The organism is Pseudoalteromonas sp. SCSIO 43088, assembly GCF_023650795.1.
GTDB classification, from domain to species: domain Bacteria; phylum Pseudomonadota; class Gammaproteobacteria; order Enterobacterales; family Alteromonadaceae; genus Pseudoalteromonas; species Pseudoalteromonas shioyasakiensis.
Genome location: NZ_CP072675.1, coordinates 481,839 through 496,258, shown reverse-complemented (window position 1 = coordinate 496,258; position 14,420 = coordinate 481,839). Strand labels below are relative to the sequence as shown.

General features: G+C 42.6%; 10 protein-coding genes. 4 read left to right on the top strand and 6 right to left on the bottom strand.

What is annotated here, in order from left to right; genetic code table 11:
- Positions 1–69: 69 nt before the first annotated feature.
- Positions 70–1,407 carry a metalloprotease PmbA gene (pmbA, locus tag J8Z28_RS02360; protein ID WP_055021365.1) on the bottom strand — a complete coding sequence of 446 codons (1,338 nt, stop codon included), beginning with the start codon at positions 1,405–1,407 and terminating at the stop codon, positions 70–72.
- Positions 1,408–1,544: 137 nt separating this feature from the next.
- Between pmbA and yjgA the strand changes: the two genes are divergently transcribed.
- Entirely contained in the window at positions 1,545–2,066 is a 522-nt protein-coding gene (yjgA, locus tag J8Z28_RS02355) for a ribosome biogenesis factor YjgA (protein ID WP_054563425.1), read from the top strand.
- 347 nt (positions 2,067–2,413) lie between these two features.
- On the opposite strand, the gene J8Z28_RS02350 is transcribed toward yjgA, so the two are convergent.
- From J8Z28_RS02350 to J8Z28_RS02330, 5 genes are all read right to left on the bottom strand, one after another.
- A complete protein-coding gene (locus tag J8Z28_RS02350) occupies positions 2,414–2,866 on the bottom strand; it encodes an REP-associated tyrosine transposase (protein ID WP_250659816.1) in 453 nt (150 codons plus the stop codon).
- A 430-nt stretch (positions 2,867–3,296) separates the two neighbouring features.
- Entirely contained in the window at positions 3,297–5,369 is a 2,073-nt protein-coding gene (locus tag J8Z28_RS02345) for a M13 family metallopeptidase (protein WP_250659815.1), read from the bottom strand.
- A 529-nt stretch (positions 5,370–5,898) separates the two neighbouring features.
- Positions 5,899–6,300 carry an 8-oxo-dGTP diphosphatase MutT gene (mutT, locus tag J8Z28_RS02340; protein ID WP_250659814.1) on the bottom strand — a complete coding sequence of 134 codons (402 nt, stop codon included), beginning with the start codon at positions 6,298–6,300 and terminating at the stop codon, positions 5,899–5,901.
- Positions 6,301–6,362: 62 nt separating this feature from the next.
- Positions 6,363–9,071 (bottom strand): preprotein translocase subunit SecA, encoded by a 2,709-nt coding sequence (gene secA / locus J8Z28_RS02335; RefSeq protein ID WP_055022436.1) that lies wholly within the window; start codon positions 9,069–9,071, stop codon positions 6,363–6,365.
- A 593-nt stretch (positions 9,072–9,664) separates the two neighbouring features.
- Positions 9,665–10,141 carry a DUF721 domain-containing protein gene (locus J8Z28_RS02330; protein ID WP_055199376.1) on the bottom strand — a complete coding sequence of 159 codons (477 nt, stop codon included), beginning with the start codon at positions 10,139–10,141 and terminating at the stop codon, positions 9,665–9,667.
- A 649-nt stretch (positions 10,142–10,790) separates the two neighbouring features.
- Here J8Z28_RS02330 and J8Z28_RS02325 point away from each other — a divergent pair.
- The 3 genes from J8Z28_RS02325 (at position 10,791) to J8Z28_RS02315 (ending at position 14,415) form a co-directional block, all read left to right on the top strand.
- Complete coding sequence (locus J8Z28_RS02325; RefSeq protein WP_250659813.1) at positions 10,791–11,678, top strand: NTP transferase domain-containing protein; 888 nt, start codon at positions 10,791–10,793, stop codon at positions 11,676–11,678.
- Positions 11,679–11,719: 41 nt separating this feature from the next.
- A complete protein-coding gene (locus J8Z28_RS02320; protein ID WP_250659812.1) occupies positions 11,720–12,799 on the top strand; it encodes a phosphotransferase enzyme family protein in 1,080 nt (359 codons plus the stop codon).
- Between the two features lie 206 nt (positions 12,800–13,005).
- A complete protein-coding gene (locus tag J8Z28_RS02315) occupies positions 13,006–14,415 on the top strand; it encodes an MBL fold metallo-hydrolase RNA specificity domain-containing protein (RefSeq protein WP_250659811.1) in 1,410 nt (469 codons plus the stop codon).
- Positions 14,416–14,420: the final 5 nt, after the last annotated feature.

The following is a 14,420-nucleotide window of genomic DNA, read 5'->3' as shown; positions in this document are numbered from 1 at the left end:
AAAGCGTTTTTTCAAATAAAAAAGCCCCACTAAAGTGAGGCTTTTAAAAAATGATTCGTTATTTATGAATTAACTGCCAGCAACCTGCATTTGTTCAATCAATACAGAGCCTGTTTGAATACCGCCACGACGTTCGATGTCGCCACCTAAGCCCACAACGGCCTTAAACATATCTTTTAAGTTACCAGCAATCGTGATTTCACTTACTGGGTATTGGATTTCGCCATTCTCAACCCAAAAACCCGCCGCGCCACGTGAGTAATCACCCGTTACCGTGTTCACACCTTGGCCCATAAGTTCCGTTACTAATAAGCCTGTGCCCATGGTTTTTAAAAGTGCTTTTAAATCGGCATGGGTTTGTTCAACTAGCCAGTTATGAATACCACCAGCATGACCCGTTGGTGCCATTGACAGTTTACGTGCCGCATAGCTTGCTAATAGGTAAGTTTGCAGCTCACCGCCTTGAATAATTTCACGGTCTACGGTTTTTAAACCTTCAGCATCAAACGGTGAAGACGCTAAACCTTTTAATAAGTGCGGGCGCTCAGAGATATTCACACAATCGCTAAAAACTTTAGTGCCTAAGCTATCAAGCAAGAAGCTCGACTTACGATAAAGCGCACCGCCACCAATCGCCGACACTAAATGGCCAAACAATGAGTTAGCAATATCAGCTCTAAAAATTACAGGCACTTTCATAGTACCTAGCTTTTGGCTGTTAAGTTTAGCCAAGGTTTCGGTTGCTGCTTCAAGGCCCACTTTTGCAGCGTCATTTAAATCATCTTTATGGCGCGCGATGGTATAAGCCGAGTCGCGCTGCATTTGCTCGCCTTCTTTACCGATCACCATCGTACTAATGCTATGACGCGTACGTGGGTAACCTGCAATCATGCCATGGCTGTTACCATAAACACGTAAACCTTGGTGAGAAGAAAAACTCGCACCGTCTGAATTTACAATGCGCTCATCGGCATTTAACGCAGCTTGTTCTGCTTGATGACAAAACTCAACACCTTGCTCTGGGCTAACTTCCCACGGGTGGTATAAATCTAAATCTTGCGGTGCAAATTCAAGTAACTCTTTATCGGCGATACCATTGAATGGGTCGTCAGAGGTGAACTTTGCAATATCAATGGCTTTTTCGACCACTGTACGTAATGTTTTAGGGTTTAAGTCAGCTGTTGAAGCAGAGCCTTTGTTGTTACCCACATAAACACTGATACCTAAGCCACCGTCTTGGTTAAACTCTATTGTTTCAACTTCGCCCATGCGCGTGCTGACAGACAAACCTGACGTGCTCGACATCGCCGCTTCAGCCGCAGTAGCACCCAATTTTTTTGCATGCTCAAGCACTTCGCTTACTGCGTCTTTCACTTCAGAAATGTGTTGATAAATAGGATCTTTCATCTTGTGTGTCCTAGGTTCTGATATTTTTTATAGTGTAACGAATGCTAACACACTGCGAGACCTGCATCAGCTAATATTAATCATTAACTAAATGGCGTATAATAGCGAATAGTTAAGTTTACTGAATGAGCATCCTTATGGCGAAGAAGAAAAAGCCACTTATCGAAGAAGAAATTATTTACGTATCAAAAAGCGAATTAAAACGTGAAGCCATGCAATATCATGGTCTGGGTGCTGAAATTGCAAAAATGCCGAAAAAGCAGCGCGATCGTTTACCGCTTAATCACGATTTAAAAGAAGCCCTTGTTGTTTCTGATAAAGTAAGTGATAAGAGCGATGCTTACCGTCGTAACTTAAACTACATCGCAAAAGTATTACGTACCACAGAAAACGTTGATGAAATCCAAGCGATGATCGACATCATGCTTAATAAAAACAATCAAGCGGATGTTTTGATGAACAAAATCGAAACCCTGCGCGATGATTTAATTAAACAAGGTGACGACCTGATCAATTCAACAATCGATCAATACCCTTCTCTTGAGCGGCAAAAAATGCGCCAATTAGTGCGCAGCGCCGCAAAAGAAGTGAAAGCAGAAAAGCCAGCCAAAGCATACAAAGAGTTATTCCAGTATCTAAAAGATGCGATTATGCTTTGATTTGTATAAAGAAAGCCGCTTAATGAAAATTTTGCGGCTTTTTAATAAACATTTCGGTGTTAAAACACCTCCTACAACCCCGTAGGAACGGGTGTAGCCGTGAAAATTGCGTACAATAATCACCTAAATATTTCGGCGTTAAAACGCCTTCTACAACCCCGTAGGAACGGCTTTAGCCGTGAACATCACGTACAATAATCACCTAAATATTTCGGCGTTAAAACGCCTCCTACAACCCCGTAAGAACGGCTTTAGCCGTGAACATCACGCACAACAATCATCTACCATTACGGTCTAAAAACCCACCTACAACCTCGTAGGAACGGCTTTATCCGTGAAGAATTTACCTATAAATAGATACAATCCCAAAAAGGGTAATCACGCACACTTTTAACAATTCCAGCCCTCAATGGGTTTGCGATGATGTACCTCGATACTCCAAGTAAATGTTCTTCGTTCCTTATTAAGGAATCATAATATCCTGGCTGCCAAATTTTTCGTTTAGAGCATGTTGCCTTGTTTATGAGATATGAACTCTTCCCTTTAACCTCTTGAATCAATCGAGCTAAAGGTACTTTATCTTGTAATTGAAATAACCAGTGTAGGTGATCAGGCATTACCACAAAACAGATAGTTTTAGCTTTAATTTCATCTATAGCCCTTAGGGTGTTAATTAAAACTCGTGCATTATTAAAGTCAGAGAAATAACAGTTTCTATCAAGCGTTGAAGTGGTAACAGAGTAATAATGAAATGGGATTGATACCCTATGCTTTCTTAGATTTTGATAATGTGCGGTCATCCATAACCCTCCATTTATTATTTTAAATCTAGACAAAAACGTATAAGAATCAAGTTAAACCCTCGTATGAACCGCTTTAGCTGGGAAAAAGATAAACATGTTCGGCGTTAAAACACCTCCTACAACCCCGTAGGAACGGCTTTAGCCGTGAACATCAGGTATAATAATCACCTAAATATTTCGGCGTTAAAACACCTCCTACAACCACGTAGGAACGGCTTTAGCCGTGAATATCGCGCACAACAATTATCTATAATTTCGGCGTTAAAACACCTCCTACAATCCCGTAGGAACGGCTTTAGCCGTGAACATCGCACACAACAACCATCTATTATTTCGGCGTTAAAGCGCCTCCTACGTCAAAGCTGACAACTCCAAACAAAAAAGGCTCTGAGCGTTCACTCAGAGCCTTTTTAAAATCGATAATCAATTACCAGATTTTTACGCGATCTTCTGGTTTGATATACATCTTGTCGCCTTCTTTCACATCAAACGCCTGGTAGAATTCTGGCATGTTTGAAAGAATACCGATTACACGGTAATGGCTTGGTGAATGAGGGTCTGTCATAAGGCGGTTACGTAACTCTTCGTCACGATATTTACGACGCCAAATTTGCGACCAACCCATGAAGAAACGCTGATCACCTGTGTAACCATCAATAATAGGCGCTTTTTCATCACCCAGTGATAACTGATATGCCGTATAAGCAACAGTTAAGCCGCCTAAGTCACCAATGTTTTCACCTAATGTAAGCTGACCATTTACGCTAGCATCTTCAAATGGTTTGTACTCGTTATATTGAGCAACTAACTGACCTGTGCGCTCCTCAAACTGTTTAAGGTCTGATTCGCTCCACCAGTTACGTAAGTTACCGTCACCATCGTACTTCGCACCTTGGTCATCAAAGCCGTGACCTAATTCGTGGCCGATTACCGCACCGATTGCACCGTAGTTAACAGCGTCATCAGCTTCTAGATTGAAGAATGGCGGTTGTAAGATAGCCGCTGGGAATACGATTTCGTTGTTCACTGGGTTGTAGTAAGCGTTTACTGTTTGTGGTGTCATGTGCCACTCAGAACGGTCAACTGGCTTACCTAGTTTTGCAGTCATATCTGCATATTCCCACTCGCTGTGGCGAATGTAGTTACCTACTAAGTCATCACCTTTAACTTCAAGTGCTGAGTAATCTTTCCACTTATCTGGGTAACCGATTTTTGGTGTGAACTTATCAAGCTTTTCTTTAGCAGCAATTTTTGTTTCTGGGCTCATCCACTCAAGGTTTTCAATCGCAACTGCATAACCTTTAATAACGTTATCTACTAACTCTTCCATGCGCGCTTTCGCTTCAGGTGGGAAGTTCTCTTTAACGTATACTTTACCTAAGATTTCACCTAGTACACCGTTTGATGCATCTACCGCTTTTTTCCAAAGTGGAGATTGCTCTGTTACACCGCGAAGTGTTGTGCTGTAAAAATCAAAGTTAAGGTCTACTAGCTCTTTATCTAATAAGCGAGCGTAGTTGCTAACAAAATGGAACTTAAGGTAATTTTGCCACGTTGCTAAGTCTGTATCGTTGTAGATACCTGCGAATTTTTCTAGGTAGCTAGGCTGGCGAATGATTACATCTTCAGTTTTGATACCTGATGCATCAAGGTAAGCTGCAAAGTCAAAGTCGCCAGTAAGTTTGTTAGCATCTGCAACGCTCATCTTGTTGTAAGATTTAGTCGCATCACGGCTTTCAACACGGCTCCACTGCGCATCAGCAATGCTTGTTTCAAGATCAATAATTGCTTTAGCCGCAGACTCTGCATCAGCTACACCGGCTTTGCTTAAGATAGCTGTTACGTATGCTTGGTAAGCTTCACGAATTTTTGTGAATTTTTCTTCATCTTTTAGGTAGTAGTCGCGATCTGGTAAACCTAAACCAGACTGATAAACATACATCGCGTTTTCGCTAGAGTTTTTCGCGTCGTTGTTTACGTACCAACCAAACGGTAAGCTACCGCCTTTAATGCGAAGTTCAGCCATTAAAGCAACAAGATCTGACTTGTTCTTAACTGCATCAACGCTTTCTAGCACTGGTGTTAATGGCTTGATGCCTGCCGCTTCACGGCCCGCTTCGTCCATGTAGCTGTTGTAGAATGCAGCTAGTTTAGCTTCATCAGAGCCTGGCTTAACGTCTTTATTAGCCGCTGCTTTTTCTAGTACTTCTTTCATCGCTTTTTGCGAATCATCGTAAAGCTGAGTGAATGAACCGTAGTTTGATTTATCACCTGGAATTTCTGTTTTCTCTAACCATTCGCCGTTTACGTGATAGTAAAAGTCATCTTGTGCGCGAACAGACTCGTCCATATTCGCCAGTTCAATGCCTGAATTTAAAGGAGCTTTTGCTTCAGTTACGGCCGCAGTTGCTGGTGCTTTAGTTTCTTGTTCTTTTTCACCACAACCAACAAGACCGAGGGCTAGTGCAATACTTGCCGCGGTAAGTGTTACTTTTTTCATGGGAGTCCCGTACTAATTATTTTTGATGTATTTATCGAAAAACTAGCAAACCTAATTAATCATTAGTTTTTCGCTTTAACCATAATAAACCGCTCAAGCAAAACAATAAAACCGAATATGTAACAATTCTTATCAAAACAGGATGAGACGCATTTTTGAGCGGTGGGAGGGGGAGGTTAAGTGGTTAGTGGTTAGTGGTTAGTGGTTAGTGGTTAGTGGTTAGTGGTTAGTGGTTAGTGGTTAGTGGTTAGTGGTTAGTGGTTAGAACAAAGTAAAATACAATTCATGTGTAGCAAGTTCTTTGTTTAATTACACAAAAAATAAAACCACCCTCTCGTGATCTGACTTCTGAAATCTAACTACTAAAAACTAACCTCTATTATATAACCACCGCGCGAAATAAATTTCACGCCTACATCAAACGTAGGCGTCACGCTTGCTTGGCGCGTCTTACATTCAGCACCAAGTCTGTAAATTAATAAAGAACCCGCAAACAATGCCGCTCGGCTAGAAACTTATAGCTTAAAGCTTACAGCTCAAACCTCTGTTTTATCTTTTCGATGATCTCAACATTCGCGGCTGGGAAGCTGTAATCATCAAGCTCGCTAAGTGCAACCCATTTGCCTTGTTGGCCTTCTGCGCCATGGGCCGTGCCTGTGAAATCATCAACAATGTGCACATCTAAACGTACGCATTTATCGCCGTAGTCATGTTCGATAACCATTAGCTCTTCACTGGCGTTTACGGTTAGGTTTACTTCTTCTAACAGCTCGCGCTGTAGCGCGGCAAATACGCTTTCGCCCTGCTCTACTTTGCCGCCTGGGAATTCCCATAAGCCGCCTTGGTGTTTGTCGTCTGGGCGCTTACAAATAAATAATTGCTGATCTTTATAAATAACACCGACTGCAACATGCACTACTTTTTTAGTCATTTGTTGTTTCCTTAATCATAAAAAAAGCGACGCAAGCGTCGCTTTTTATCACCGTGTTTTGGTTATTTTAATTTACCGCAACACTGCTTATATTTATTACCTGAACCACAAGGACACGGCTCGTTACGGCCTACTTTAGGTTCTGCACGTTGTGTTACTACAGCACCTTCTGGTGTTTCGCCACCGATGTGCTCAGCTTCTTCATGTTGGTATTCACGTGGTGCATTTTCGCTACGACGATGTTGCTCTTCAACTTTCTCAACATCTTCTTCAGCGCGAACTTGTACTTTACTTAAAATACCCACAACGTCGACTTTTAAGTTCTCTAGCATTTCAGAGAATAGCTCGAACGACTCGCGCTTGTACTCTTGCTTAGGATTCTTCTGTGCGTAACCACGTAAGTGGATACCTTGACGAAGATGGTCCATCGCAGCTAAGTGATCTTTCCAATGTTGGTCTAGGCTTTGTAGCATAATCGCTTTTTCGAATTGACGTAGTACAGACTCGCCTACCATCTCTTCTTTTTGCTTGTATGCTTGCTCAACTGCTTCTTCGATACGCTCACGAAGCTTCTCTTCGTATAGTTTGCTATCGTCAGCTAGCCATTGTGAAATTGGCAGCTCAATTAAGAAATCTTGTTTTAAGCGTTCTTCAAGACCTGGGATATCCCACATTTCAGCTAAGCTTTGCGGTGCAATGAATTGGTCAATCACACCATTTAGCACATCGCCGCGAATTGCGGTGATAGTTTCTGAAATATCGCCTTCTTCAAGTAGCTCGTTACGTTGCGAGTAAACAACACGACGTTGATCATTTGCTACGTCATCGTACTCAAGTAATTGTTTACGAACGTCGAAGTTACGTGCTTCAACTTTACGTTGTGCGTTTTCGATTGCGCGGTTTACCCAAGGGTGCTCAATCGCTTCACCGCGTTGCATACCTAGTTTACGCATCATGTTAGTCATGCGCTCACCAGCGAAAATACGCATTAGCGCGTCGTCCATTGATAAGTAGAAACGGCTTGAACCCGCATCACCTTGACGACCAGAACGACCACGTAACTGGTTATCGATACGACGAGATTCATGACGCTCAGTACCAATGATGTGTAAACCACCCGCTTCGATTACTGCATCGTGGCGTTTTTGCCACTCATCTTTAATCGCTTTGATTTGTTCGTCAGTTGGGTTTTCTAGCTTTTCAACTTCGCTGTTCCAGTTACCACCTAACACGATATCGGTACCACGACCGGCCATGTTAGTTGCAATAGTTACTGTGCCAGGTAAACCAGCATCGGCAACAATGTCTGCTTCTTGCGCGTGGAACTTAGCATTTAGTACGTTGTGCTTAATTTTTTCTTTACGTAAGAACTGCGATAAGTACTCAGAACTTTCGATAGAAATAGTACCCACAAGTACCGGTTGACCACGTTCTTGGCAATCTTTGATATCAGCAAGAATTGCTTCGTACTTTTCTTCTTGTGTTAGGTATACAAGATCAGCACGATCGTCACGGATCATCGGTTTGTTAGTTGGCATTACTACTGTGTCTAGACCATAGATAGACTGGAACTCAAACGCTTCTGTGTCTGCTGTACCTGTCATACCCGCTAGCGTGTCGTATAAACGGAAGTAGTTTTGGAACGTGATTGATGCCAATGTTTGGTTTTCGTTTTGAATGCGTACACCTTCTTTTGCTTCAACAGCTTGGTGTAAACCTTCTGACCAACGACGACCTTCCATTGTACGGCCTGTGTGCTCATCAACGATGATAACTTCGTTTTCTTTAACAACGTAGTCAACGTCTTTTTGATAAAGCTTGTGAGCACGAAGTGCCGCATACACATGGCTTAATAATGTGATGCTTGAAGCTGAGTAAAGTGAATCACCTTCTTGAATTAAGCCGCGCTCAATTAGTAGCTCTTCAACTTTAATTTGGCCACGCTCTGTAAGGTGAACTTGCTTAGACTTTTCATCGATAGTGTAATCGCCGTCGCCTTCAACGCCTTCTTCATCTTCTTTTTCTTGTAGCTCTAGGTCAGGCACAATTTTGTTGATTTCGATGTAAAGCTCAGAGCTGTCTTCAGCTGGGCCTGAGATAATAAGCGGCGTACGCGCTTCATCAATTAGGATTGAATCCACCTCATCCACTACGGCGTAGTAAAGTGGGCGTTGTACACGCTCTTCAATGCTAAATGCCATGTTATCGCGCAGATAGTCAAAGCCAAATTCGTTATTAGTACCGTAAGTGATGTCGGCAGCGTAAGCGATTTTCTTCTGCTGCGGCATCATGCCTGGTACATTACAGCCTACTGTTAGGCCTAAGAACTCAAATAATGGGCGGTTAGTTTCGGCGTCACGTTTTGCAAGGTAGTCGTTCACGGTAATTACGTGAACACCTTTACCTGTTAAACCACGAAGGTATGCAGGCAATGTTGCTGTAAGTGTTTTACCTTCACCGGTACGCATTTCTGCAATGCGACCTTGATGTAAAACCATACCACCTAGTAGCTGTACGTCGAAGTGACGCATGCCATTTACACGCTTAGATGCTTCACGTACCACAGCAAATGCTTCTGGTAAAATGTCATCTAGGCTTTGTCCGTTATCGTAACGCTCTCTAAATTCAGCTGTTTTTGCTTTTAAATCTTCATCAGAAAGCGCTTCTAATTGCTTTTCAAGCGCATTAATTAGAGCGACCGTCTTTCTTAGGTTTTTAATAGTGCGGTCATTGCGACTACCAAAAATCTTGGTAAATAAATTAGATATCATGATAAAACCGTTACAATGTATTCTTTGTTAGCTAGTCATTAGCTAACCCACTTTCTTCAATTGATAATTAATATGCGCTTATGCTCATGATGTAGGGCATATTAATTAACAATTTATCAGTACGCTGTTCAAAACACCGCTTATTTCGTGCGCTATCATACCAGAGTCTGCGCAACATCAAACCTTCTGTTTATGAAGATATGGATTTTCAGCAAGAAAATTTAAAAATCAGCCATAATCTTTGATCTAACCCCATAAAAAGGGTGAAAACAAGATTACTGAATAGATATGGCGACAATAAGAATAAAATCAAGATCAGGGGAGAAAAAAGGCGATTCGAGGAACGAGATGCGAGGAACGAGATTCGAGATGCGAGATGCGAGATTCGGGGTGCGAGATTCGGGGTGCGAGATTCGGGGTGCGAGATGTGAGGTGCGAGGGACGAGGTGCGAGATGCGAGTTTTCGTAGGCGTCACGCTTGCTTGGCGCGCCTGCCATACAACACGAATCATGCTCATCAACTCATAACCAACAGGCGATGCTGAGCAGCTCAAAACTGACAGCTGAAGGCTGAAGGCTGAAGGCTGACGACTTTATTTATTTTTCCGCCCATGTTGCGCTAAACGCTCTAACTTGGCTTTTAAAGATGGAGGGGCGTCTGCGGCGATGGCGCTGAGGTAATCGGCTGTTTGTTCGCTCATTTGACGTTTAGAAACAGGCTTTTGCTCTGGCTTATTTGTTGCCGATAAACGCTGAGTTGCTTGTGGGTTTGCGGTAATTTTAATTTGCCCAAGCTCTACCATGCCAGCTGCACGAAAATGCGAAAGCATATCCATTTTTAAGTAATTTAAACGCAGTGCAATCGGTGCCGAAACAGCTTCAATCATTAAGGTACCATCACGGTAATTACTTACCCGGCATTTTTTCGAAAGCGTTTCACCTAAAAAGTCATCAAGAATGGTTTGTTGAGAAGACAAGCCTTGGGTTTTACCAGCATAAGATGCCAAGCGACCACTCAAGCCCGCCATAATATCGCCAACAGCCTTTGGCGCGTATCTATCTTTTGCCATTAATCGTCTACCTAAAAGGGTTAATCACCACAAAGAGAATATACCACCTACGTAAATATGAAGCTATTAGGTTTGAGAGTCGAGATGCGAGGTTCGAGGTACGAGGTTCGAGATGCGAGGTGCGAGGTTCGAGATGCGAGGTGCGAGGTACGAGATGCGAGGTACGAGATGCGAGGTACGAGATGCGAGGAACGAGATGCGAGGAACGAGATGCGAGGAACGAGGTGCGAGGAACGAGGTGCGAGGAACGAGGTGCGAGGAACGAGGTGCGAGGAACGAGGTGCGAGATTCGAGGTGCGAGTTATCGTAGGCGTCACGCTTGCTTGGCGCGTCTTACATTCAGCACCAAGTCTGCAAATTAATAAAGAACCTACAAACAACACCGTTCGGCTCAAAACTGACGGCTGAAAGCTGACGGCTAGCCTTTCTCTTTGTGAATATATTTTCGCGCGAAATAAATTTCACGCCTACATCAAACGTAGGCGTCACGCTTGCTTGGCGCGTCTAAAATTCAACACCAAACCGGAAAATCATTAAAGAGCCCACAAACAACACCATTCAGCTCAAAACTTATAGCTTAAAGCTTCTCTTCCTCCTGCGTGATTGTTTCTGGTACACTTTTCCTTTGTTTTTTTATTTAACTTTCGCGATGACTCAACACTCTCTTACTTTAGTCGTATTGGCTGGCGGGCTGGGTAGCCGCTTTGGCGGAAACAAACAAATTGCCGAAATTCCAGGGCTGGGCTGTACCATCATGGAACTGAGTATTCAGGATGCGGTTAAAGCGGGCGTGAGCCAAGCGGTGATCATCATTAATAAAAAAATTCGTGCTGAATTTGAAGCGACGATTTTACCGCGCCTGCCTGAGTCGCTCGAAGTAATCCTCGTTGAGCAAGAAATTAGTGCTGTGCCTCATGGCTATGAGCACCTAGCTGCTGAACGCCAAAAGCCATGGGGCACAGGTCATGCTTTACTTTGCGCAAAACCCTATGTAAATAACCCTGCGATTGTCATTACAGCCGATGATTATTATGGCGAGTCCTCTTATGCAATTGTTAGTGAGCACTTCAAACAACATAGCAATTGGGCGATGGTAGGCTACCCAATAAAAGATACCCTATCCGAAGAAGGTGGTGTAAACCGAGGTGTATGCTCTGTTGATAGCCACCAGCATTTAACTGATGTTGTCGAGTACCTAGATATTAAACTCGAAAATAATGTTTTAAAAGGCAACAATCCACATGGTGAGAGATTACAAATTGCCGATGATGCCCTAGGTTCTATGAGCTTTTGGGGAATAACACCCAGTTTATTTAATGACTTAGAAACAGGTTTTATTGAGTTTTTAGAAAATACTGACAACGGTGTCACGAAAGAGTATTATTTACCAAATGAGATACAACTCGCGATTCAAGATAACCGCCAAGCTGTAACCGTTTATACTGCACAAGAGCCATGGTATGGCGTGACCTACAAAGCTGAACTGGATGCAATAGCACACACTTTATGTCAGTTACGTCGTAAGCTAAACGATTAAACCCTCGCCTCTTCTTGCAAAAAATAAGTAATGGAAAATTAATGAAGTCGAATCCTGTTGCAACTTATCTTTCTGAGCACTTTGGCTTGAGCACAGATAACGTAACGCTAAAGCCAATTGGCAATGGCCACATCAACACAACCATGTTACTTAAATCAGAAGAAAACGCCTTGGTTGTGCAAAAGTTAAATACCGATGTGTTTCCTAACCCTAAGCACCTAGTTGAAAATGCACGACTAATTGAGCAGCACCTTAGTGAAAAACACGACAATGGTGAATATAGCCTCGAAATTATTCGTCATGTTCCAACTATCGAAAGCGACTTTTTAGTTGAATGCGATCAAGGTGTTTGGCGTGCACTCGAATTTATTGGCGGCAGTTATAGTGAAGATGTGGTAGCAACTATCTCGCAAGCACAAACTGCAGCCAATGCATTTGGACAATTCGCGCTAGCATTACAAGATTTTCAGGCTGATCAGCTGCATCATGTGATCCCTGATTTTCATAACTTAGCGATGCGCTTTGACGCCTTTAAAAAGGTAATCGAAAAAGATCCTGTAAACCGTGTAGCCCTTTGCCAAGACGACATCGATTTTTGCTTAGCTCAGCAATCTTTAGTTGATGAATTAAAACAACTTGAAGGAAACATTCCTTTAAGACCATGCCATAACGACACAAAAATCAACAACATGCTGTTTTGCACGCAATCTGATGATGCTAAAGCAGTCATCGACCTCGATACCTGTATGCCTGGTTATTGGTTATTTGATTTTGGCGATATGGTGCGTACCTTCTGCTCTCCTGAGCAAGAAGATTCAACCAACCTAAGTAATGTACGTGTTCGTGAAGAGATCTTTGCCGCCATCGTTAAAGGTTATGTTGAACCACTACAAGATGTGATCACCGACGCCGAAAAAGAAAGCTTCTGGCTAGGCACTAAAGTCATGACCTTTATGATTGGCCTGCGCTTTTTAACAGACTTTATTGATGGCGATAATTACTTTGCCACCAAACATGCAAACCATAACCTAGAACGCGCCCGCAATCAGTTTGCTTTATATCGCGATATTCTTGAAAAAGAACATACGTTAAAAGCGATATTAGAGATAAATAAAGGGTAAAAATACAGTGGTTAGTGGTTAGTGGTTAGTGGTTAGTGGTTAGTGGTTAGTGGTTAGTGGTTATAACAAAGTAAAATACAATTCATATGTAGCAAGCTCTTTGTTTAATTACACAAAAAATAAAACCATCCTCTCGATCAACTGATATCTAACTTCTAAAATCTAACCACTAAAATAATATCTAGCCTTAAAATCAGGAGATAATTATGCATATAAAACACCACGGAGCGGTGAAAGGCGTAACAGGGTCTTGCCACCAGCTATTTATTGATGACACAAATTCTGTACTTGTTGATTGTGGGCTATTTCAAGGGGAAGACAGTAAACAAGACATAGCAATTGAGTTTGATATATCAACGGTAAAAGCGCTGATTGTAACGCACTGCCATATAGACCATGTTGGCCGCATACCCTACTTACTTGCAGCAGGCTTTAAAGGGCCTATTTTTACCTCGGTTGCCACCGCCAAGCTATTGCCTATGGTGATTGAAGATGCTTTAAAAGTGGGGGTAACACGGGACGAAGCAATGATCCGCACCTGCTTAAAGTTACTAAAAAAACAGATTGTCCCGCTCGATTTCAACATATGGTACTCCATTCCCGTAGGAGTGGGCTTTAGCCCCGAAAAAGTGCCCTCAAGCAACCAACCCTCTGAAGCCTTATTTAAAATTCGCCTGCAACGCGCCGGGCACATTTTAGGCTCAGCCTATGTTGAACTTGAACTAGGTAAAAAGCCAAACACGCATAGAGTGGTATTTTCTGGTGATTTAGGTGCGCCTTACACGCCATTATTACCAACGCCAAAGCCTCCTTACCGCGCCGATACATTGGTTATAGAATCAACCTATGGTGATAAAAACCATCAAGGTCGTAAAGAGCGTGTAGCCGTTCTTAAAAAGGTTATTGAGCGTGCGGTAAGCGATAATGGCGTGGTACTCATACCCGCTTTTAGCATTGGCCGAACTCAAGAGCTGCTCTATGAGTTTGAACAACTTATTCATTCTGCAAGCAAGCGCTCTATGTGGCATAAACTGCAAATTATTGTAGATTCGCCAATGGCAGCCAATTTCACAAATGAATATTTACATTTTAAAGCGCTATGGGATAACGAAGCCAAAAAACGCGTAAAACAAGGCCGTCACCCGCTCGACTTTAACCAACTACATACAATTGATAGCCACCAAGAACACCTTGCCCTGATTAACTTTTTAGCCTCAAAACAACAGCCAGCTATAATCATCGCCGCCAGCGGTATGTGTAATGGCGGCAGAATAGTTAATTACCTAGAGCGGTTTTTACCCGACAAAACAACCGATGTCATTTTTGTTGGCTACCAAGGTCAAGGAACCTTAGGCCGAGAGATTCAAAAATATGGCCCTCGCGGCGGCTATGTATTTATCGATAATCAAAAAGTAATGATTAAAGCGCAAATTCATACCATCAGCGGCTACAGCGCCCACGCAGATCAAAAAGGACTAATCAGATTTGTCACCGGCATGCGCAAAAAGCCAAGTTTAATCAAAATCGTCCACGGCGATGAGCAAGCCAAACAAGCACTAGCAGAAAAGCTTAAAGCAGAGTTAGGCGAAAGAGTAGAAATAGTGGTTAGTGGTTAGTGGTT

Excerpts from the sequence above, each read along its gene's own strand:
- secA (WP_055022436.1), bottom strand. The coding sequence starts at position 9,071 with ATGATATCTAATTTATTTACCAAGATTTTTGGTAGTCGCAATGACCGC.
- J8Z28_RS02330 (WP_055199376.1), bottom strand. The coding sequence starts at position 10,141 with ATGGCAAAAGATAGATACGCGCCAAAGGCTGTTGGCGATATTATGGCG.
- J8Z28_RS02350 (WP_250659816.1), bottom strand. The coding sequence starts at position 2,866 with ATGACCGCACATTATCAAAATCTAAGAAAGCATAGGGTATCAATCCCA.
- J8Z28_RS02325 (WP_250659813.1), top strand. The coding sequence starts at position 10,791 with ATGACTCAACACTCTCTTACTTTAGTCGTATTGGCTGGCGGGCTGGGT.
- J8Z28_RS02345 (WP_250659815.1), bottom strand. The coding sequence starts at position 5,369 with ATGAAAAAAGTAACACTTACCGCGGCAAGTATTGCACTAGCCCTCGGT.
- J8Z28_RS02320 (WP_250659812.1), top strand. The coding sequence starts at position 11,720 with ATGAAGTCGAATCCTGTTGCAACTTATCTTTCTGAGCACTTTGGCTTG.
- yjgA (WP_054563425.1), top strand. The coding sequence starts at position 1,545 with ATGGCGAAGAAGAAAAAGCCACTTATCGAAGAAGAAATTATTTACGTA.
- pmbA (WP_055021365.1), bottom strand. The coding sequence starts at position 1,407 with ATGAAAGATCCTATTTATCAACACATTTCTGAAGTGAAAGACGCAGTA.
- J8Z28_RS02315 (WP_250659811.1), top strand. The coding sequence starts at position 13,006 with ATGCATATAAAACACCACGGAGCGGTGAAAGGCGTAACAGGGTCTTGC.
- mutT (WP_250659814.1), bottom strand. The coding sequence starts at position 6,300 with ATGACTAAAAAAGTAGTGCATGTTGCAGTCGGTGTTATTTATAAAGAT.